The following is a 19054-nucleotide window of genomic DNA, read 5'->3' on the forward strand; positions in this document are numbered from 1 at the left end:
GCGGAGGGCTGCTCCCGCCGTGTGATCCAGGTTCCCCCGATACGGGTTGTTCTGGATTATCTTAGTGTAACCAACAAGGGTGAGCTGCTCTGGAAGATGTAAGTGTCCGTCGGCGTCCTGTTCGCGCCCTGTGATTGGCTGAGACTCAGAAATTTGGCTGGAGCAACCAGCCATTGTCCGTCCTGTACACAAGAGTCTGGACGTCAACCACCCGCAGACAGGTGGGAGAGGACAACTATGAGGAGGCACCGCAATATTGGTCAAGAGCAGAACGAAATGTAAGAAATCCCGACATCAACTTTGAGGCGTAGCGCATCAGCCGCGTGCACTATCTCTGGCGTGCGGTGCCTCAGCACGGCGTGATGCTCGACATCCTGGCGCAAGGTCGGCGGAACGCGACTGCGGCCAAGCGCTCTTCCAAACGTCTGCTGGCCGGACTGAAGTTGAAGCCCAGGCGCGTCGCCACGGATGGCCTGCGGAGCTACGTGTTGCGCATAGAGAGGTGATGCTGGAGGTGCGGCATCAGGTCCGTCGATACCTGAACAATCGCGCTGAGAGCTCGCACAGACCGACGCGTCGACCTCACCCAGCAGCCATCGCCCAGACCCCGCCCCGACGACGCGGCAGGCCTCGGGAGGTCAGGAGCGCCGATTCACTCGCTACCTGATCACCAGCTCCAAATTGGGGATTCTCCGTTCGGCACTTCTGACCACCATTCACCCGGCGCTGACAGCAAGTGCTCGGAATCCGCCTTGGAAGTTCAGCAGCGGCTCGCCAAAACGGTGCCGAGCAGTCTTGACCCGCCCGATGAAGATGCCGTGGCTGCCGGCCCGCTGATGCACGTCCAGTGCGCAGTCCAGGCTGCAGAGTGCCGAGCTGAGGAGCGGAGCGCCCGTGAGCCCGACTTCCCACACCTCTCCCTCGAAGCGCGCCACGCCATGAAGGCCGGCCTGCCCGGCGAAGCGCAGGGCGAGGTCGGCGTGCTCCGGGCCGAGGACGTTCACGGCGAAGCTTCCGTGCCGCAGGACGGCGTCGTGGCTGCCAGACGCCGCGTTGATGCAGACGAGGAGGCTGGGCGGGTCGGCCGAGACGGAGGTGATGGCCGTCATCGTCAGGCCGCGCCGGTCATCACCCTGTCCCGTCGTGACGATGGCGACCCCGCCCGCCAGGTTCCGCATCGCACCCCGGAAGGCGGCGGCGTCGAGGGCGGGAGCCATCATGCCCGGGTAGCCGCCTGAACGGTTTCAATATGGGCGCGGATGGCGCCCTGATCGTCCACCCAGCCCCGGCCGCGGGCATAGGCGACCATGCCGGCGAAGCCCTCCTGCCAGTCGGCCTCGCCGGCACGGGGCGCGAGGTCGCGCAGCGCCGCCTCGGACACCCAGGCCGCGTCGCCGTCCGGCCGGGCCACCCGGGCGAGGGCAGCCTCCGCCGGAGCCGAGCCCCGCGCACCCGGGTCGAAGAGGATGGAGAAACGGCGGAAATCGTCCGGCCCCGTCAGCAGGACCGTCCCGTCGCGGGTGATCCGGACCTGCACGTCCCTACTCCGCCGCCATCGGAGCGGCGACGGCCGGCGCGTCCTCGCCCAGCTCCTTGCGGATCGCGGGGATGATGCGGCTGCCCCAGAGCTCGATCTGCTTCAGCATCGTCTTGTGGTCGAAGTCGCCGAGTTGGGTCTGGATGGCGATATGCTTTGGCCGGAGGATGCGGATCTCCTTGACCATCCGCTCCACCACCTGGTCCACGCTGCCGACGGGCAGGTTCGCGCGCATCTGGTCGAGGGAGAGGTCGTTCTGGCCTTCCTCCTCCTTTACCAGGAAGCCGTCGTCGGAATGGGCGCGGCGGTACTTCAGCGCCTCGGAGATGCGACGCTGATAGCGGGCGTTCTCCAGGTAGCTCGTCACCTCGGCCGCGTCGTCGCTGGCATAGGCGCAGCGGAGGAAGCCAATCTTCGCGTCGTCGATGTTCCGCCCTTCCTTCGCGGCGATGCCGGAGAGCCCCTCTCGCATCTGCCGCAGCCGCTCCTCTCCGCCGAAGAGCGCGGTGACGAAGAGGTTGTGGCCCTCCCGGAAGCAGCGGGCCTGGGTCTCGGGGTGGCCGGTGGCGACCCAGATCGGCGGTGTCGGCTTCTGCAGGCAGCGCATGCTGATGGAGGTCAGCGGCATCTGGATGTGCTGGCCCTCGTAGGAGAAGGCCCGCTCCTTCAGGCCGAGCTGGAGGACGTCGAGGTATTCGTGGAAGATCGCCGGCGCCTCCTCGATCTTCACGCCGAAGCGGTCGAACTCGAACTTCTGATAGCCGGAGCCGACGCCGAGCTCCAGGCGACCGTTGGAAACCACGTCGCAGAACCCGGCCTCCGCCAGGAAGCGCGCGGGGTGGTACATCGGCAGGACGCAGACCGCGCTGCCCAGCCGGATGCGCTTCGTCAGCGCCGCCATGTGGGCGATCATCATCAGCGGCGAGGGGCAGAGGCCGTAATTGGAGAAGTGGTGCTCCGCGTACCACGCCGTGTCGAAGCCGGCCTGGTCTGCGGCGACGGTCTGCTCGACGGCGCCGCGCAGCACCTCGTCCGAGGTCTGATGGTAGCCGCGCTGCTGCATCAGGATGAAGATGCCGAATTCCATGGACGTGCTCCCGTGTTGGGACCTGATTAGGCCCTGGCGGCATTCCGCAACAATGACCTATCTTCAAGAGGTATCTTTGCACTTTCCGCAAAGGCGGGGCGATGCGGCGCTTGCAGGCCATGGAACTCTTCGTGAGCGCGGTGCGGGAGGGCAGCTTCTCCGCGGCGGGGCGGCGGGCCGGGCTTTCCCCGGCCTCCGTCTCGCGCCAGATCGCGGCGCTGGAGGCCTCGCTGAACGCGCAGCTGCTGAACCGCACCAGCCGCACCCTGGCGCTGACCGATGCGGGCCGGGAATACCTCGCCCGGCTGGAGCCCATCCTGCAGAACATCGCGGAGGCCGAGGCCGCCGCCGCCGCCCTCCAGGCCACGCCCCGCGGAACCCTGCGGGTCCATTCCCGCACCATGTTCGGCATGCGCGTGGTATCGCCGCTGATCCCCGCCTTCCAGGCCCGCTTCCCGGAGTTGCGGGTGGAGCTCCGCCTGGGCGAGCACCCGGCCCGGCTGGCCGAGGAGGAGATCGACGTGGACCTCCGGATCGGCGCCCCGCCCGATGCCCAACTCATGCAGCGCCGCCTGCTGCGCAGCGAGCGCGTGCTGGTGGCCAGCCCCGCCTACCTCTCCGGCCGACCGGGCATCGCGGCCCCGCGCGACCTGCTCTCGCACGACTGCCTCGCCTACTGGATGGGGCCGGAGGACGTGACCTGGCGCTTCCTGACCGACGGCGCGCTGGAGGAGCTCCGCATCCCCACCCGCTTCTCCAGCAACAACGGCGAGGTGCTGCGCGGGCTGGCGATCGACGGCCATGGCATCGCCCTGCTGGACGACTACACCGTGCGGGAGGACCTCGGCGCGGGGCGCCTGCTGCGGCTCCTGCCCGGGGTCCGCGTGACGAACACCGGCTTCGACCTCGGCATCTACGCCGTGTTCCGGCAGACGAGCCTGCTGCCGGCGAAGGTCCGCGTCTTCCTGGACTTCCTGGTCGAGGCCATCCCAGCCCTGATGGGCCAGACGGGCGCCGGACATTGACTGACCGGTCGGTCCGCGACTAAGGGCCCGACGAACAGGGAGGGCAGGCAATGACGCGGATGTCGGGCCGCAGGGCTGTCATGGGCGCGATGGCGGCACTGGCCCTGGCCGGCCCTGCCCGGGCGCAGGGGCGCCCCGTGCGGCTGGTCGTGCCCTACGGGCCGGGCGGCGGGCCGGACGTCTTCGCGCGGCGGCTCGCGCAGGGGCTGGCGGCGCGGCTGGGCAGCCCGGTCGTCGTGGACAACCGCCCCGGCGCGACCACGATGCTCGGCACGGAATACGTCGCGGGCGCGGTGCCGGATGGCCTGACCCTGCTGATGGGCACCTCCACCACCTTCGCGGCGAACCCGCATCTGTTCCGCCGCGTGGGGTACAGCATCGCGCAGTTCCAGCCGATCACGCTGCTGATCCGCACGCGGCTCGCGCTCTATGCCAACACCGACCTGCCCGCGAACGACATGGCGGGCGTGGTCGCGCTGGCGAAGGCGGCGCCGCAGCCCCTGGCCTATGGCATCACGGCCCGCGGCAATTCCACCCACCTGACCGGCGAGGCGCTGAAGCTGGCCGCCGGGATCGAACTCGTCGATGTGCCCTACCGCACCACCGGCTCGATGCAGCAGGGGATCATCCGGAACGACATCCCGCTGGCCGTGGACGGCATCCCGGCCTGGCTGGGCCTGACGCGGGAAGGGCGGGTGAAGGTGATCGGCGTCACGGGCGACAGCCGCGTCGGCGCCCTGCCCGATACCCCGACCTTCGCGGAGGCCGGGCTGCGCGACCTGGGCCACCAGCACTGGTACGGGCTGCTGGCGCCGGCGGGCCTCCCCGCCCCCGTGCTGGCGCGCCTGCACGCGGCGACGGTGGCGACCATGGCCGATGCCGAGCTGTGGCAGAACCTGACGCATGAGGGTGCCACGATCGAGACGAACACCCCGGAGCGCTTCACCGCCCTGATCGCGGAAGAGACGGAAACCTGGGGCCGCGTCATCCGCCAGATCGGCCTCTCGCTAGAGTGACCAATGCCTTCCGAGAAGGGTGCTGCACGCCCCGAATCAAGGGCATCGGGCCCGTCCCGGCACACGGAATGCCGATGGTCACGGCCGTCCCACCATGCGATGGTGAGGATGGCTGACCGCCCGGTCAAGCGGCGCGGACGGAGGGATTTGGATGGCACGAGCCGCAGCGAAGATCGTGGAGCCCACCGATTCCGCCGAGCGCATGCTGCAGATCCTCTCGGAATCCGCGCGGCTCTTCGCGACCAGCGGCTATGACGGCACCTCGATGCGCGACATCGCCGAGGCCTGCGGCATCTCCAAGTCGCTGCTGTACCACCACTTCACCGACAAGGACGAGATCTTCGCCCGCGTCGCGCTCGGCTCCACACGGCAGCTCTACCAGTTCGTCTTCGACCGGCTGCCCGAGGGCGGGCCGGCGTCCGAGCGCATTCGCGCTTTCATGACCGCCACGGCCGAGTACTTCCAGCGCTACCGCTGGCACTGGATCGCCTCCACCCAGGCCTTCTGGAACGACCCCGAGCACCGGCGCGAGAAGGAGCGGATCATGTGGCGCGACCGCTACGAGGGGCTGATCCGCACCCTGATCCAGGAGGCGGTCGAGGCCGGGGAGGTCCGCGCCGTGGACGTCCCCCTGACCGGTCGGCTCGTCCTGTCGGCGCTGAACTGGATGCACCGCTGGTACAAGCCGGACCAGGGCCTGGCTGCGTCGGAGATCGCGGACGGCTACTTCGACATGATCTTCAACGGCATCAAGGCGGGCTGATCACCCCTCCAGCCGCAGGCCGATGCTGCGGATCAGGGTGCCCCAGCGCTCGCTCTCGCTCGCCAGCAGCGCCTCGAAGGCGGCCGGCTCGATGCCCTCCAGGGTGGAACCCTGCGCGGTCATCGCGTTGACCAGCGCCTCGCTCCGGAGCCCGGCCCGCGTGGCGGCCAGCAGGCGCGCCGCGACGACGTCCGGCGTGCCCGCGGGGGCGAAGAGGCCGTACCAGTAGGCCTGCGCCATGTCGGGAAAGCCGGCCTCCGCGAAGGTCGGCACCTCCGGCCAGGCGATGACGCGCCGCTCCCCCGTGACGGCCAGGGCGCGAATGTCACCGGACTGCACCATGCCGAGATAGGTCGCGAGGCCGTCGAAGCCGACATCCACGTCGCCCCGGATGATCGCCTGGGCGGCCGCGGTGCTGGCGCGGAAAGGCACGTCCGTCATCGTCAGCCCCGTGACCTGCTTCATCCTCTCGCCGGACAGGTGGGCGACGGCGCCGCGGTTGGTGGTGGTGAAGGTGATGCCGTGCGGCTGGCGGCGCGCATACGCGATCAGCTCGGCCACGCTCCGCACCGGCAGGCGCGGGTTGCAGTAGAGCGCGAGTTGGGCGCGCATGAGCTGGGTGATCGGGCGGAACCCCTCCAGCCGATAGGGCAGCCGCGCGAAGAGATGCGGGTTGACCGCGAAGGTAGTGGAGGAGGTGAGCAGCAGCGTGTACCCGTCCGGCCGCGACCCCGCGACGTGCTCCGCGGCGATGATGGTGGTGGCGCCGGGCCGGTTGTCGATGACGACCGTCTGCCCCAGCGCCTCCTGCATGGCGGGCACCATGGCGCGGGCGAGGATGTCGGGCTCCCCGCCCGCCGAGAAGGCGACGACCAGCCGCACCGGCCGGTCCGGCCGCCAGACTTCCTGCGCGCGGGCAAGGGGCGCCAGCCCCAGCCCGAGGGCCCCGCCGGTCAGGCTGCGACGTCCGATCGCGATGCTCATGCGTGTCCTCCCCTGCGCCCGGTTATTCGAGCGTGATGTTCTTCTCGCGAATGATGCGGCCCCACACCGCCATGTCCTGCGCCATCTGCTGACGCAACAGGTCCGGCGGGCCGGAGATGGAGCGGAGCGCTTCGGCGGCCAGCCGCTGGCGGATCAGCTCGCTCTCCATCGCCCGGTTGGCGGCGGCGTTCAACCGCGTCACCGCCTCGGCCGGCGTACCGGCGGGACAGAGAAGCGCCGTCCAGAAACCTGTGACGAGCTGGGGATAGCCCGCTTCCTTGAAGGTCGGGATCTCCGGCAGCAGCGAGGCGCGCTCCGGGAAGGACAGGCCCAGGAGACGCAGCTTGCCGGCCCGGACGTGCTCCAGCGTCGTGGTCGGCGCTTCGACGCTGATCTCGACGATGCCGGCGAGGAGGTCCGCGGTGGAGGGTCCGTTGCCGCGATAGGCCACGTCCGTCAGCCGGATGCCCATGGCGTCCGCCATCAGGATGCCGAACAGGTGCCCCACACTGCCCGGGCCATTCGTGGCGTAGCGCAGCGGGTTCGGGGCCGCCTTCGCGTAGTCCACAAAGCCCGCGATGTCGCGCGGTGGCAGGCCGGCGTTGATCGTGAGGGAGAGAGGCCCGTCGAACAGCAGCGCGACCGGCGCGAAGTCCTCCAGCGTGTAGGGCAGGTTGCGCCGCATCAGCACGTTCAGCGGCAGCCCGGCCGTGCCGCCGACGAGCACCGTCAGCCCGTCCTTAGGAGCCCGCGCCACCGCCTCCGTCGCGATGATCGCGTTGCCGCCCGGCCGGTTCTCCACGACGATCGTCTGCTCCAGCGTCCCCGACATGTGCTGGGCGATCAGGCGGGTGGCGATGTCGGTCAGGCCGCCGGCGGCGAAGGGGACGACAAGGCGGATGACGCGGCCGCCCTGGGCACGGGCCAGGGCCGGGGCGGCGAGGCCCGCCGCCAGCAGCGCGCGCCGGGATATCGGGGGCATGGACATCTCCTCCTGCGATCTTGGGGCAATCTTAGGTCCGACCTGACCGATCGGTCAACGACGGGACCATGATCTTCCCCGTTGCAAGGGTCAGACTTGATCGCTATGAACCCGCTGACTGACCGGTTGGACAGCAAAAGCGTCCTCCACGGCGGAAGAGGAGGAAGCGGGCATGTCCGACAGCATCGTGACGCTGGATGTCACCGACCATGTCGCCCTCGTCACCCTGAATCGCCCGCCGGTCAACGCGCTCAACCGCGCGATGCGCGACGCCCTCATCGAGACCTTCGACATCATCGCCGAGCGCGAGGACATCCGCGTCGCCGTGCTGACCGGGGCGGGCAGGACCTTCTGCGCCGGCGCCGACCTGAAGGACCGCCCGGACCCGGGCAAGGTCGGCGCCTTCCACGCCCACAACCGCGTGACGCGGGAGACCGGCAACGCCATCCGGGAATGCGCCAAGCCCGTCATCGCCGCGGTGAACGGCGCCGCGCTGGGCGCCGGCCTCGGCCTGATGGCGGCCTGCGACATCTATCTGGTCGCGGAGGACGCCGCCTTCGGCATGCCGGAGATCGACGTCGGCCTGGCCGGCGGCGGCGCCATGCTGCGCACGATCTTCGGCCGCTCCACCATGCGCCGCCTGATGTACACCGGGGACCGCCTGACCGGCGCCGACCTCCTCCGCCGCGGCATCGTGGAGGACGCCCTGCCGCGCGAGGCGCTGCTGCCCGCGGCGCTGGAGATGGCCGACCGCATCGCGAACAAGAGCCCGCAGGCGATCGGCTACGCGAAGAAGTCCGCCAACATGGTGGACCTCATGCCGCAGCGCGACGCCTACCGCTTCGAGCAGGACTTCACCGTGGCGCTGTCCCGCACCGAGGACGCGAAGGAGGCCCGCACGGCCTTCGTCGAGAAGCGCAAGCCGGTCTTCACGGGGCGCTGAGATGACCACCATCGGCGCCGGGCTGGACGCCATCCTCACGCCGCGATCCATCGCGATCATCGGCGCCTCCCAGGACGAGACGAAGGTCGGCGGCCGGCCGGTGGAGCTGCTGCGCCGCCACGGCTTCCCCGGCACGATCTATCCCGTCAACCCGCGCGCCGCGGAGGTACAGGGGCTGCGCGCCTATCCGTCCGTCGCCGCGCTGCCGGAGGCTCCGGACCTCGCCATCATCGCGGTCGCGGCCGAGGCGACGCCGGACGCGCTGGACGCCTGCGCCGCGAAGGGCGTGCGGGGCGCGGTGATCTTCTCCTCCGGCTTCGCCGAGCTGGGCGAAGCCGGGCAGGCCCTGCAAGCGCGATTGCGAGAGACGGCGCGGCGCAGCGGCATGCGCGTGCTCGGCCCGAACTGCCTCGGCGCCGTCAGCATCGCCGAGCGCAGCATCGCCACCTTCTCCATCGTGCTGGAGAGCAGCCTGCCCCAGGCCGGCCCGCTCGGCATCGCCTCCCAGAGCGGCAACATCGGCAGCTACACCGCCCTGCTGGCGCGGGAGCGCGGCGCCGGCGTCAGCCGCTTCCTCACCACCGGCAACGAGTGCGACGTGGACATCGCGGACGCCATCGCCTGGCTCGCGCGGGACGGGGCCACGAAGGTCATCCTCTGCGTGCTGGAGACCTGCCGCCACGCCCCCCGCTTGGTCGCCGCGCTGGAGGAGGCCCGGGCCGCCGGCAAGCCGGTAATCGCGCTAAAGATCGGCGCCTCCGAGGCCGGCCAGGCCGCCGCAGCCTCCCACACCGGCGCGCTGGCCGGATCGGACGCGGTGTTCGACGCCGTGCTCCGCCGCGCCGGCGCCGTGCGCGTGCAGGGCGTGGAGCAGTTGCTGGATCTCGGCCACGCCGCCGCCGTGCTGGGCGACCGGTTGCCTAAGAGCCGGCGCGCGATGCTGCTCACCGCATCGGGCGGGTTCGGCGTGCTGATGGCAGACGCCGCCAGCGCCGCCGGCCTGTCCCTGCCCATGCCGTCCGAGGCGACGCAGGCCCGCATCCTGGCCGCCGTGCCCTACGCCTCCCCGCGCAACCCCATCGACGCCACGGCGCAGATGTCCAGCCGTCCGGAGATCCTGGAGACGGTCCTCTCCGCGGTGCTGGAGGATGAGGACTGTGACGCGCTGCTCATCCTCCTCTCTGCCTCGCTCTACCTGCCGCGCCTGCGCGGCGTGTACATGCCGACGCTGCGCCGGCTGCGGGAGCGCCATCCCGACAAGATCGTCATGCTGGCGGTGCACGGACCGCAGGATGCGATCGCCGAGCTGAATGCGATGGGCTACCCGGTGGCGGACGGCGTGGGACCCTCCACCCTGGCGCTGGCGGGCCTCTGCAACCTCGCCGCGGCGCGCAGCCTGCCGCCACTTCCACCGGCCCCGCCGCCGGCGGCGCCGCTCGATCCCGACACCATCCGCACCGAGGCCGGCGCGAAAGCCGCCCTGGCCGCGACCGGCGTGCCCGTCCTGCCCGAGCGCGTCGTCGCCAGCGCGGCGGAGGCCGCCGAAGCCGCCACCGGCATGGGCTTCCCCGTGGTGCTGAAGATCCTTTCCCCCGACCTGCCGCACAAGACGGAGGTCGGCGGCGTGGTCCTCGACCTGCCTGACGCGGCGGCGGTGGCGGAGGCGCACGACGCCATGCTCGCCCGCGTGCGCGCCGCCGCACCGGCCGCGCGGATCGAGGGCGTGCTCGTCTCCCCCATGGTCCGCGGCGGGACGGAGATGATCCTCGGCACGAAGCGCGACCCGGTCTTCGGCCCCGTCGTCCTCGTCGGCCTCGGCGGCATCTTCGCGGAGGTGATCGGCGACGTCGCCGTCCGCCCCGCCCCGGTGGACGAGGCGGAGGCGGCCGCGATGCTCCGCTCCTTGAAGGCCTTCCCCGTGCTCGACGGCGCGCGCGGCCGCCCGAAGGCCGACCTGCCCGCCGCCGCCCACGCCATCGCCGCCCTGTCGCGCTTCGCCGCGCAGCACGCCGCGACGGTGGCGGAGATCGACATCAACCCCCTGCTGCTGCGGCCGGAGGGTCAGGGCGCGGTCGCGCTGGACGCCCTGATCGTGCCGGCGACGGAGAACCACCCGTGATGGACGGCCCCGTGATAGATGGGAGGGCGCAGGACCTGACGGGCGAGGCGTTCCGGGCCTATGCCCGCGACTGGCTCGCCGCCAACGTGCCGGCCGGCTTCCTCTCGGACCGGCCCGGCTACGCCACGCCGACGCTGCAGCAATGCCGGGATTGGGAGGCGGCGATGCACCGCGCCGGCCTCGCCGGCATCACCTGGCCGCGCGCCTATGGCGGCCATGGCCGCACGCTGCGGGAACACCTGATCGCCAACCAGGAGATCGGTCGCCTCGCCCTACCGGAGAGCGTCTCCTCCATCGGCAAGGAGCTCGCGGGCCCCATCATCCTCGCGATCGGGACGGAGGAGCAGAAGCGCCGCTACCTCCCCGCCATCCTGGAGATGCGGGAGATGTGGTGCCAGGGCTTCTCGGAGCCCGAGGCGGGATCGGACCTCGCCGGCCTGCGCACCCGCGCTGTGCGGGACGGCGCGGGCTGGCGCGTGACGGGGCAGAAGATCTGGACCAGCGGCGCCGCCAAGGCCGCGCGCTGCCTCCTGCTCGCGCGCACCGGCCCGCTGGAGGACCGGCACAAGGGCCTCGCCCTCTTCGCCGTGCCGATGGACGCGCCGGGCATCCGGGTGCGCCCGATCCGCCAGATCAACGACAAGGAGGGCGGCTTCGCCGAGGTCTTCTTCGACGAGGTCCCGGTCGGGCCGGAGGACGCGCTCGGCGCCCCGGACGAGGGCTGGAACGCCGCCATCCGCGTGCTGGGCATCGAGCGCGCGACCAACCGCATGTACCGCGCCTGGCGCTTCGAGAACGAGTTGCGCCACCTGATCGCCGCCTGCAAGCAGGACCCTGCCCTGGCACCACTCCTGGCAGACGGCGCCTACCGCCAGCGCATCGCCGCGACGCAGGTGGACATCGAAGTGGTAAAGGGCAACGTGGAGCCGGTGGTGGACGCCCTCGTCGCCGGTGAGGCGATCGGCGCGCGCGGCAGCCTGATGAAGCTCCACTGGAGCGAGGCGCACCAGCGCTTCGCCGCCCTGGCGACCGAGATGCTGGCGATGGCGAGCCCGGACGCACCGCCCGCCGTGAAGCAGGCGCTGAAACGCTTCAAGGACATCTACCTCCAGGCCCGCGCGGAGACGATCTACGCCGGCACCACGGAGATCCAGCTCGGCATCATCGCCGACCGCGTCCTGCAACTGCCGCGGGGGAAGTGAGCATGGACGCCATCACGACCGGCCTGGACCCGGCGGAGTTCGCGGACAGCGCCGCGCGCGCGGTGGCCGCCTGTGCGGCCCTGGACCCGGCCGGCCGCGCGGCGCGGCTGGCGGAAGACGGCCTGCTCGGCGTGCTAGCGGGAGAAGAGGTCGGCGGCCTCGCCCTGGAGCCGCGCTTCGCCGTGCCGATCCTGCAAGCGGCCGGCGCCGGCGACCTGGCCTTCCCGCTGCTGGAAACCCTGCTGCTCGCGCGCCACCTCGCCGGCCCGGCACCCGATATCGCGGCGGCCCTCATCGCGGGAGAGGTGCGCGGCACCATCGCCTGGGCGGGCACCGCGCATCCGGACCTGACCGGCACGGTCGGCCGCGCCCCCATGGCGCGCGGCGCGGACTGGGTGCTGGTGCGCGTGGCGGACGGCGCCGCGCTGCTGCCGGCGGCCTCGCTCACGCTGTCGGACGCCATCGGCCTGGACGAGACGGTGCCGGAGCAAACAGTCGCTCTGTCCGGCGCTCCCCCTGCCGCACGCCTGGACGGCAACACCTGGGCAGCGCTGACCGAAGACGCGCTCGTCCTGCGCGCCGCCCTCATCCTCGGCGCCGCGGAAACCTGCCTTGGCCTCGCGGTAGAGCACGTCTCCACCCGCCGCCAGTTCGGCAAGCCGCTGGTGGCGAACCAGGCCATGCGGCACCTGCTGGCCCGCCACAAGCTGGCCCTGGAGGGCCTGCGCGGCGCCATCACCCGCGCCACGACCAGTGCTTCGGACGCGACCGGGCTGCTCGCCCGCCGGGCCGCCTTCCTGACCGCCGCGGCCCAGGGCCCGCTGATCGCCGAGGGTGTCATCCAGGCCCATGGCGGCATGGGCTTCACCTGGGAGGTGCCGGTCCACCGCCACCTCCGCCGCATCCGCGCGCTGGAGGCGCAGGGCGACGCGCCGCGCCTGCGCGAGGCGGTGGCCGCCGCCCTGATCGACGCGAACGAGAGCGGATCGCCATAGGCACGACCCCGACTCTTCGGACAATGACTCTAGGAGGAGACGCGACGTGGAACAGCCCATGGCCGGATTGCTGACGGACCGCGTGGCCCTGGTGACGGGGGCAGGCGCCGGCATCGGCCGCGCCACCGCCCGTCGGCTCGCGGCGATGGGCGCCGTGGTCGGCGTGAACGACCTGAAGCAGGAGCTGGTGGACGCCACCGTCGCGGAGATCGAGGCCGCCGGCGGCCGCGCCATCGGCATCGCCCGCAACGTCGCGTCCCGCGACGCGATGCGGGAGGCCGTGCTGGGCCTCGCCGAACGCGCCGGCCGGTTCGACATCCTGGTGAACAACGCGGCCTGGGTGCGCTACCAGGCCGTGCCGGACATCGCGCCGGACACCGTGGACCGCATGTTGGAGGTCGGCTTCAAATCGGTGATCTGGGGCATCCAGGCCGCCGCCGAGGTGATGGACCCGGCCCGTGGCGGCTCCATCATCAACGTCGCCTCCACGGCGGGGCTGCGCGCCACGCCGTCCTCCATCGTCTACAGCGGCATCAAGGCGGGGGTGATGGGCCTCACCCGCGCCGCGGCCGCCGACCTGGGTGCTCAGGGCATCCGGGTAAACGCCATCGCGCCCTCCGCCGTCCCGACCGAGGGCACGGCGAAGCACCGCACGGAGGAGAAGGACAGGAAGCGCATCGCCCGCACGCCGCTCGGGCGCCTCGGAACCGTGGAGGACATCGCCAAGGCGATCGGATTCCTCGCGACGGATCAGGCGAGCTTCGTCACCGGCCAAGTGCTGGCCGTGGATGGCGGCATCACCACGACCAACATCTGATCAGCCCGTCACCGCCATCAGGGCGGGCACGCCGACCGAGCAGGCGTGCACGCCGAGATGCGCCGTCATCTGCAGCACCTGCAGCAACTCCTCCCGCGTCGCGCCCAGGCGGATCGCACGGCGGATGTGCAGCCGCGTCGCGTTGCGGTCCAGTTCGGTGAAGCACGCCGCCAGCGCCACCGAGATCAGCGCGCGGGACCGCTCGTCCAGCCCCTCTCCCGCCTCCCGGCAGAGCAGCAAGTCCAGCATCACCGCGAAATAGGCGGGATCGAGCCGCAGCATGCGGTCGCAGAAGTCGGGCCAGTCGCCGAACCGCGCCTCGTAGGCCTCGCGCAACGCGCGGTGCTCCGGGGCCTGCGGAGGCAGCGGCTGGCCGGCGGCTTCCAGCTCCTCCACCAGGACCTCAAGCCCCATGGCCACGCCGTCCAGCCCCTGCATGGTGGCGAGGTGCAGGACCTCCATCACCTGCAACGGCGTCGCGCCACACTCCAACGCCAGCCGCATGTGAAGCGTCAGGCCGGACAGGAAGAGATGCGTGCCGGACCCGTCCAGCGCGACATAGATCAGCTCGCACATCACGGGCGACAGGGGACCGCTGGCCGCGGGGTGGCCGGCATAGCGCGCATAGGCGTTGAGGAAGTTGGGGCTCAGCCGCAGCAGCCCCTCCGTCCACGGCTTCCAGTAGCCGCGCGCCTGGATGTAGGCGGCCTTCATCGCTTCCTGCTCGGGGGTCAGGTCGGTCATGCGCTGATGTCCATTCCACCATTGGCGCCGAGGCCGCCATCCACGGGAACGACGCTGCCGGACACGAAGCCCGCCGCCGGCGACAGCAGAAAATCCGCCACGGCCGCGATCTCCGCCGGCTCGGCCAGGCGGCGCAGCGGGATGCGGGGAAGCCAGCGGGCGCTGTCCGGTCCCATGAGGCCCGCGGCCAGGCAGTTCACCCGGATGCCGCTCGCCCCCCACTCGCAGGCCATGGTGCGCGTCAGCATCCCGACCGCCGCGGCCTCCGGCCCCGACACGCCCTGCTCCGGCAGCCCGACCTGGCCGAGCGCGGAGGTCAGGTTCACGACCGCGCCGTATCCCTGCCGCAGCATCACCCGCCCGGCCGCCTGCGCCCCGAGAAAGATGCGCTCCAGATGCCCGGCCTCGTCCGGCCGCGGGTCGGTGTTCAACAGGCCGTCCAGCCGCGGCAGCCGGTCCAGCCCCTCGCCGGCCGGCACCGCGACCGCACCCCGCGCCGCGAGCCGGGCGGCGAGCGCCCCGCCCACCGGCCCGGGCCCGACGGCGATCACCGGGGCGCCCGGCGGCGGCGCGGCCGGCCGGGCGCCACGCACCAGGTTCGCGTCCTCGCTCCCGCCATAGGCATGCGAGGCGCCGTCCGCCACCAGCAGCGCGCCCGTCATGTATCCCGCATCAGGGGAGGCGAGGTGAAGGATGGCGGCGGCGATCTCCTCCGGCTCGCCCATGCGGCCGAGCGGGATGCGCCGCGCGGCCTTCGCCGCATCGACGCGCTCCTCCGCGATCAGGCGGTCCACGAGCTCCGTGCGCGTGTAGCCCGGCGCGATCGCGTTCACCCGCACCCCGTCCCGCGCGAAGGCGAGGGCGTGGTTGCGCGTCAACGCCACCACCCCCGCCTTGGAGGCGCTGTAGCCGTTGCGCAGCGGGATGGCTCGCAGCGCAGCGCCGGACGCCACGTTCACGATGACCCCGCCGCCCTGCCGCCGCATCAGCTCGAAGGCGTTCAGCGCGGCGGCCTCGACGCCGCCCAGGTTGAGCGCGATGAGGCTGCGGAACCCGTCCAGCGACTGGTCCACCACGGGCGTGCCGCCGTCGATCCGGCCGGCATTGTTCACCAGCACGTCCAGGCGCCCGTGCCGCGCCCCGATGCCGGCGATCAGGGCGGCGACCGCGGCGGCATCGGCCATGTCCACCGCGATCCCCTCATGGGGCCCGCCAAGTTGTACGGCGCGATCCGCGGCGCGCGCGCCGTCGATATCGGCCAAGAGAACCGTGCGGCCCGCGGCGGCAAAGGCGCGCGCGGTGGCCCAGCCAATCCCGGCCGCGGCACCGGTGACGAGGACAACCTCACCCGTCGAGGAATGACTGGCCAGGATTGTTCCCTCCTTCACTATTCCGCCGGGGCCGCTGACCGGTTGGTCGGCACGATGGCAGGGTTCGTCTCAACGGTCCACCGCCAGATCGGGAGTAATCTCCGCGTTGACCGACCGGTCAGTCCTGACCTATCACCGCGGCATAACGCCAGGCCCGGGAAGCGGCCGACGGACGACAGGGAGCCCGCCATGCCCGCCCTCACCCGCCGCGCGGCCGTCGCGACCGCCGCGGCGCTCCTCGCCCCGATCGGGGCCCGCGCCCAAGCCTTCCCCGACCGCCCCGTCCGCCTGATCATGCCCTACGGTCCGGGCAGCGAGCCGGATACGCTGGGGCGGCAACTCGCCCAGGGCATGGCGGCGCCGCTCGGCCAGCCGGTGGTCGTCGAGAACCGGGTCGGCGGTTCCAGCATGATCGGTGCGGAGGCCGTGTCGCACGCGCGTCCAGACGGCTACACGCTGCTCTTCGCCGGCTCCACGGTCTTCGCCGCCAACCCGCATCTCTTCGGCCGCACGCCCTACCGGGCCGAGCAGTTCCAGCCCATCACCCTGCTGATGCGCGGCCGCATCCTGCTCTACACCAACCCGGCCCGCGGCTTCGCGGACCTGCGCGACCTGATCGCGAAGGCCCGCACGGCCCGGGAGCCGCTGCGCTTCGGCAGCACCGGCCGGGGCAACGGCACGCATCTCTCGGCCGAGCAGTTCCGCGTCCAGGCCGGGCTGGAGATGACTGACATCGCCTACCGCACCACGGTCGAGATGCAGCAGGGGCTGCTGCGGGGCGACATCGACCTCGCCTTCGACAGCGTCGGCCCCTATCTCGGCCTCCTGCGGGACGGCCGGCTGAAGGCGCTCGGGACGGCGGGGGCGCAGCGAATCGGCGTGCTCGCGGACATCCCCACCTTCGCCGAACAGGGCTTCCCGGAACTCGGCATGCCCTACTGGTACGGGCTCTACGGACCGGCCGGCCTGCCCGCGCCGGTGCTCGCGCGGCTGCACGGGGCGGCGGTCGCCGCCATGGCCGACCCGGCGCTGCTCGCGCGCGCGGAGGCGCAGGGCGCCACGATCGAGACCCAGGACATCGCCACCTTCACCGAGATGAACCGGGCCGAGTTCGCGGCCTGGGGACGTCTCATCGGCGCCCTGGGCATTCGGCTGGACTAAAAACCAGATCAGAGACTTGGGAGGGATCCGTGATGGAGTGCCGCATTCCCGATGCGTCCACGAAAGCGAGCCACCTCGGACGGCGTGGCCTGCTGGCCGCGCCATTCGTACTGGGCCTCGCCGGCCGCGCAGCCGCGCAGGGGCGCCCGATCCGCATCGTGGTGCCCTTCGCCGCGGGCAGCGAGCCCGACATCCTGGCGCGCCGCCTGGGCGCGGCGATGCAGCCGATCCTCGATCAGCCCGTGGTGGTGGACAACCGCCCCGGCGCGAACACGGTGATCGCCTCGGCGCATGTCGCGCAGTCCCGGCCGGATGGGGAGACGCTCCTGCTCACCTCCTCCTCGACCTTCGCGACGCTGCCGAACCTCTATGCCCGCCCCTCCGTGCGCCTGGACCAGTTCGAGGCGATGACCATGGCCATGCGGGCGCACATGGTGCTCTACATCAACAAGGACGTGCCCGCGAACACCATCCCGGAGCTCCTGCAATGGGCCGGTGCCCAGCGCGACCCCATCCACTACGGGGCGAACCGCGGCGCGATCGGGCATCTCTGCGGGGAGCGGATGAAGCAGGTCACCGGCATCCGGATGAATGACATCTCCTATGGCGGGTCACTCGGCATGCAGCAGCTGCTCATGAACGGTGACATCAAGCTTGCCTTCGACGGCGTGCCGGCGCATGCGGAGATGGTGAACACCGGCCGTCTGAAGGCGCTCGGCATCACCGCCGACCATCCCTGCCCGATGCTGCCGAACGTGCGGCCGCTGGCGGAGCAGGGCTACGGCAACATCGCCATGTCCTACTGGTACGGGATCTTCGCGCCGAAGGGCACGCCGCGGTCCGTCCTGGCGCGGCAGATCGACGCCATCCACCGCGCCCAGAACGCCCCCGAGCTGACGCGCCAGTTCGCCGCCCAGGGCGCCGAGCTGCAGGGCAACGCGCCCGAGGCGTTCCGCGGGATGATCGAGAGCGAGCGCGAGACCTGGGGCGCCCTGATCCGGTCCATCGACCTGCGGCTGGACTGAGCCATGCGTCCCGCCGACATCCGCATCACCCGCGTGGGCACGACGAAGGATCGCCTGGGGGAAGGCCCGATCTGGGACGCCGAGACCGCGTGCCTGTTCTGGATCGACTCCCTCGCCGGCGTCATCCACCGACTGGACCCCGTCAGCGGGGCGCGACAGGACTACACGGTGCCCGCGCCGATCGGGTCGATGTCGCTCTGCCGCTCGGGCGGCGCGATCCTCGCGCTGCAGGACGGATTCCATCGCCACGACTTCGAGACGGGGCGGACCACGCCCTTCGCGTCGCTGGGCCTGAACCACCCGAACGTTCGGCTGAATGACGGCAAGACCGATCGGCAGGGCCGCTTCCTGGCCGGCACCATGCACCTCCATCGTGGCGAGGAGGAGCCGGTGGTCGGCGGCCTCTTCCGCCTCAACCCGGAGGGCACGGTGACGCCTCTGGTCCACGACATTGCCACGGCGAACGGGCCCTGCTTCAGCCCCGATGGCCGCACCTTCTATTTTGCGGATAGTTCCAGGCAGACCATCTGGGCCTTCGACTACGACACCACCTCCGGCACGCCCCATAACAAGCGTCTCTTCGCGGACCTGCGACCGCTTGGTACAGCGCCCGACGGCGCGACAGTCGATGCCGACGGCCATGTGTGGTCGGCGCTGGTCCGCACAGGGACTATTGCCCGCTTTGATCCCGCCGGCCGCATCGTCTTTCAACTCGAGTTTCCTGTGCGCTATCCGACCAGCCTTGCTTTCGGTGGCCCCGCTCTCGACGTCCTGTACGTGACATCCATTTCGAAGAGCGTGCGCTTCGAGGATGTGCACGAGGATGCTGGTGGCCTCTTTGCGGTCGAGCATCTTGGCGTTCGCGGGTTGGCGGAGCCGCGCTGCACACTCTCGGGGTAGCTGTCCGCCTGAGGCGGGGGTGCCTCGCTGATCTACCACGACGCAGCCCATCGGAAGTCCCGGCTTGGCGGCATCTTCGTCGGAGGCTGGCGCCTGCTGCCCGGTTCTGGCCGCCGGACCTCGTCAGCCCGGCCCAGGACCCACTCGGCCCACTCGCCTCCTTGGCCGGTCAGTAACAGGGGGTCGAGCAGGTCCGATCGGTCCTCCAGCCGGCCCAGCGCTCCCGCTCCATGACCCCGGGAACCGTCGCTGCCGTCAGCGACACTGGCCAGGTCAGGCCAGGCGCCGTCTCCGCCTGGCCCGGCGGTCCAACTCGCCATGAACCAGCGCTCCGACACCATGCGCTGGGATACGGTAAGCGCGGCTAACGGGTCCTTGGCCTTG

19 protein-coding genes are annotated in these 19054 nt (G+C 71.3%); 12 read left to right on the forward strand and 7 right to left on the reverse strand.

What is annotated here, in order from left to right; genetic code table 11:
• The first annotated feature begins 323 nt into the window (after positions 1–323).
• On the forward strand, positions 324–506 hold the full coding sequence (locus ACP6CK_RS16210; RefSeq protein ID WP_426954330.1) for a DDE-type integrase/transposase/recombinase: 183 nt from the start codon (positions 324–326) through the stop codon (positions 504–506).
• A 210-nt stretch (positions 507–716) separates the two neighbouring features.
• Here the strand turns inward: ACP6CK_RS16210 and ACP6CK_RS16215 are convergent, their stop codons facing one another.
• The 3 genes from ACP6CK_RS16215 to ACP6CK_RS16225 are packed head-to-tail and all read right to left on the reverse strand — an operon-like array spanning position 717 to position 2624.
• Positions 717–1220 (reverse strand): flavin reductase family protein, encoded by a 504-nt coding sequence (locus ACP6CK_RS16215; RefSeq protein ID WP_426954331.1) that lies wholly within the window; start codon positions 1218–1220, stop codon positions 717–719.
• Positions 1217–1537 (reverse strand): hypothetical protein, encoded by a 321-nt coding sequence (locus ACP6CK_RS16220; RefSeq protein ID WP_426954332.1) that lies wholly within the window; start codon positions 1535–1537, stop codon positions 1217–1219. The genes ACP6CK_RS16215 and ACP6CK_RS16220 overlap by 4 nt, the downstream gene beginning before the upstream one ends.
• Before the next feature lie 4 nt (positions 1538–1541).
• Positions 1542–2624, reverse strand: a complete 1083-nt coding sequence (locus ACP6CK_RS16225; protein ID WP_426954333.1) for an LLM class flavin-dependent oxidoreductase — start codon at positions 2622–2624, stop codon at positions 1542–1544.
• A gap of 101 nt (positions 2625–2725) precedes the next feature.
• On the opposite strand from ACP6CK_RS16225, the gene ACP6CK_RS16230 reads away from it, so the two are divergent.
• From ACP6CK_RS16230 to ACP6CK_RS16240, 3 genes are all read left to right on the forward strand, one after another.
• Positions 2726–3649, forward strand: coding sequence for a LysR family transcriptional regulator (locus ACP6CK_RS16230; RefSeq protein ID WP_426954334.1), 924 nt, complete (start codon positions 2726–2728; stop codon positions 3647–3649).
• Between the two features lie 50 nt (positions 3650–3699).
• Positions 3700–4665, forward strand: coding sequence for a Bug family tripartite tricarboxylate transporter substrate binding protein (locus tag ACP6CK_RS16235; RefSeq protein ID WP_426954335.1), 966 nt, complete (start codon positions 3700–3702; stop codon positions 4663–4665).
• A gap of 151 nt (positions 4666–4816) precedes the next feature.
• Entirely contained in the window at positions 4817–5428 is a 612-nt protein-coding gene (locus ACP6CK_RS16240; protein WP_426954336.1) for a TetR/AcrR family transcriptional regulator, read from the forward strand.
• Here ACP6CK_RS16240 and ACP6CK_RS16245 read toward each other — a convergent pair whose 3' ends face one another.
• On the reverse strand, positions 5429–6412 hold the full coding sequence (locus ACP6CK_RS16245) for a tripartite tricarboxylate transporter substrate binding protein (RefSeq protein WP_426954337.1): 984 nt from the start codon (positions 6410–6412) through the stop codon (positions 5429–5431).
• A gap of 22 nt (positions 6413–6434) precedes the next feature.
• Positions 6435–7394 (reverse strand): tripartite tricarboxylate transporter substrate binding protein, encoded by a 960-nt coding sequence (locus ACP6CK_RS16250; RefSeq protein WP_426954338.1) that lies wholly within the window; start codon positions 7392–7394, stop codon positions 6435–6437.
• 172 nt (positions 7395–7566) lie between these two features.
• Between ACP6CK_RS16250 and ACP6CK_RS16255 the strand changes: the two genes are divergently transcribed.
• Genes ACP6CK_RS16255 through ACP6CK_RS16275 form a run of 5 tightly spaced genes read left to right on the forward strand, consistent with a single transcriptional unit; the run spans position 7567 to position 13470 of the window.
• Positions 7567–8337 (forward strand): enoyl-CoA hydratase/isomerase family protein, encoded by a 771-nt coding sequence (locus tag ACP6CK_RS16255; protein ID WP_426954339.1) that lies wholly within the window; start codon positions 7567–7569, stop codon positions 8335–8337.
• 1 nt (position 8338) lies between these two features.
• Positions 8339–10456 (forward strand): acetate--CoA ligase family protein, encoded by a 2118-nt coding sequence (locus tag ACP6CK_RS16260; RefSeq protein ID WP_426954340.1) that lies wholly within the window; start codon positions 8339–8341, stop codon positions 10454–10456.
• A complete protein-coding gene (locus tag ACP6CK_RS16265) occupies positions 10456–11658 on the forward strand; it encodes an acyl-CoA dehydrogenase family protein (protein ID WP_426954341.1) in 1203 nt (400 codons plus the stop codon). The genes ACP6CK_RS16260 and ACP6CK_RS16265 overlap by 1 nt, the downstream gene beginning before the upstream one ends.
• Positions 11659–11660: 2 nt before the next feature.
• Positions 11661–12653 carry an acyl-CoA dehydrogenase family protein gene (locus ACP6CK_RS16270; RefSeq protein WP_426954342.1) on the forward strand — a complete coding sequence of 331 codons (993 nt, stop codon included), beginning with the start codon at positions 11661–11663 and terminating at the stop codon, positions 12651–12653.
• Between the two features lie 46 nt (positions 12654–12699).
• The gene (locus ACP6CK_RS16275; protein WP_426954343.1) at positions 12700–13470 is read left to right on the forward strand and encodes an SDR family NAD(P)-dependent oxidoreductase; all 771 of its coding nucleotides are present in this window, start codon (positions 12700–12702) and stop codon (positions 13468–13470) included.
• Here ACP6CK_RS16275 and ACP6CK_RS16280 read toward each other — a convergent pair whose 3' ends face one another.
• Complete coding sequence (locus tag ACP6CK_RS16280; protein ID WP_426954344.1) at positions 13471–14214, reverse strand: carboxymuconolactone decarboxylase family protein; 744 nt, start codon at positions 14212–14214, stop codon at positions 13471–13473.
• Positions 14211–15602, reverse strand: coding sequence for an SDR family oxidoreductase (locus tag ACP6CK_RS16285; RefSeq protein ID WP_426954345.1), 1392 nt, complete (start codon positions 15600–15602; stop codon positions 14211–14213). Before ACP6CK_RS16285 ends, ACP6CK_RS16280 begins: the two co-directional genes overlap by 4 nt.
• A gap of 171 nt (positions 15603–15773) precedes the next feature.
• Between ACP6CK_RS16285 and ACP6CK_RS16290 the strand changes: the two genes are divergently transcribed.
• Genes ACP6CK_RS16290 through ACP6CK_RS16300 form a run of 3 tightly spaced genes read left to right on the forward strand, consistent with a single transcriptional unit; the run spans position 15774 to position 18670 of the window.
• Positions 15774–16745 (forward strand): Bug family tripartite tricarboxylate transporter substrate binding protein, encoded by a 972-nt coding sequence (locus tag ACP6CK_RS16290; protein ID WP_426954346.1) that lies wholly within the window; start codon positions 15774–15776, stop codon positions 16743–16745.
• 32 nt (positions 16746–16777) lie between these two features.
• Positions 16778–17770 (forward strand): Bug family tripartite tricarboxylate transporter substrate binding protein, encoded by a 993-nt coding sequence (locus tag ACP6CK_RS16295; protein WP_426954347.1) that lies wholly within the window; start codon positions 16778–16780, stop codon positions 17768–17770.
• Between the two features lie 3 nt (positions 17771–17773).
• The gene (locus ACP6CK_RS16300; protein ID WP_426954348.1) at positions 17774–18670 is read left to right on the forward strand and encodes an SMP-30/gluconolactonase/LRE family protein; all 897 of its coding nucleotides are present in this window, start codon (positions 17774–17776) and stop codon (positions 18668–18670) included.
• The last annotated feature ends 384 nt before the right edge of the window (positions 18671–19054 follow it).

Origin of the sequence: Muricoccus radiodurans (assembly GCF_050154705.1) — a bacterium.
Lineage (GTDB): Bacteria > Pseudomonadota > Alphaproteobacteria > Acetobacterales > Acetobacteraceae > Roseomonas > Roseomonas radiodurans.

Bases quoted from the DNA above. Each gene is read 5' to 3' on its own strand.
- ACP6CK_RS16255 (WP_426954339.1), top strand. From the start codon at position 7,567: ATGTCCGACAGCATCGTGACGCTGGATGTCACCGACCATGTCGCCCTC.
- ACP6CK_RS16280 (WP_426954344.1), bottom strand. From the start codon at position 14,214: ATGACCGACCTGACCCCCGAGCAGGAAGCGATGAAGGCCGCCTACATC.
- ACP6CK_RS16230 (WP_426954334.1), top strand. From the start codon at position 2,726: ATGCGGCGCTTGCAGGCCATGGAACTCTTCGTGAGCGCGGTGCGGGAG.
- ACP6CK_RS16290 (WP_426954346.1), top strand. From the start codon at position 15,774: ATGCCCGCCCTCACCCGCCGCGCGGCCGTCGCGACCGCCGCGGCGCTC.
- ACP6CK_RS16235 (WP_426954335.1), top strand. From the start codon at position 3,700: ATGACGCGGATGTCGGGCCGCAGGGCTGTCATGGGCGCGATGGCGGCA.
- ACP6CK_RS16295 (WP_426954347.1), top strand. From the start codon at position 16,778: ATGGAGTGCCGCATTCCCGATGCGTCCACGAAAGCGAGCCACCTCGGA.
- ACP6CK_RS16265 (WP_426954341.1), top strand. From the start codon at position 10,456: ATGGACGGCCCCGTGATAGATGGGAGGGCGCAGGACCTGACGGGCGAG.
- ACP6CK_RS16245 (WP_426954337.1), bottom strand. From the start codon at position 6,412: ATGAGCATCGCGATCGGACGTCGCAGCCTGACCGGCGGGGCCCTCGGG.
- ACP6CK_RS16270 (WP_426954342.1), top strand. From the start codon at position 11,661: ATGGACGCCATCACGACCGGCCTGGACCCGGCGGAGTTCGCGGACAGC.
- ACP6CK_RS16215 (WP_426954331.1), bottom strand. From the start codon at position 1,220: ATGATGGCTCCCGCCCTCGACGCCGCCGCCTTCCGGGGTGCGATGCGG.
- ACP6CK_RS16240 (WP_426954336.1), top strand. From the start codon at position 4,817: ATGGCACGAGCCGCAGCGAAGATCGTGGAGCCCACCGATTCCGCCGAG.
- ACP6CK_RS16260 (WP_426954340.1), top strand. From the start codon at position 8,339: ATGACCACCATCGGCGCCGGGCTGGACGCCATCCTCACGCCGCGATCC.
- ACP6CK_RS16225 (WP_426954333.1), bottom strand. From the start codon at position 2,624: ATGGAATTCGGCATCTTCATCCTGATGCAGCAGCGCGGCTACCATCAG.
- ACP6CK_RS16300 (WP_426954348.1), top strand. From the start codon at position 17,774: ATGCGTCCCGCCGACATCCGCATCACCCGCGTGGGCACGACGAAGGAT.
- ACP6CK_RS16250 (WP_426954338.1), bottom strand. From the start codon at position 7,394: ATGCCCCCGATATCCCGGCGCGCGCTGCTGGCGGCGGGCCTCGCCGCC.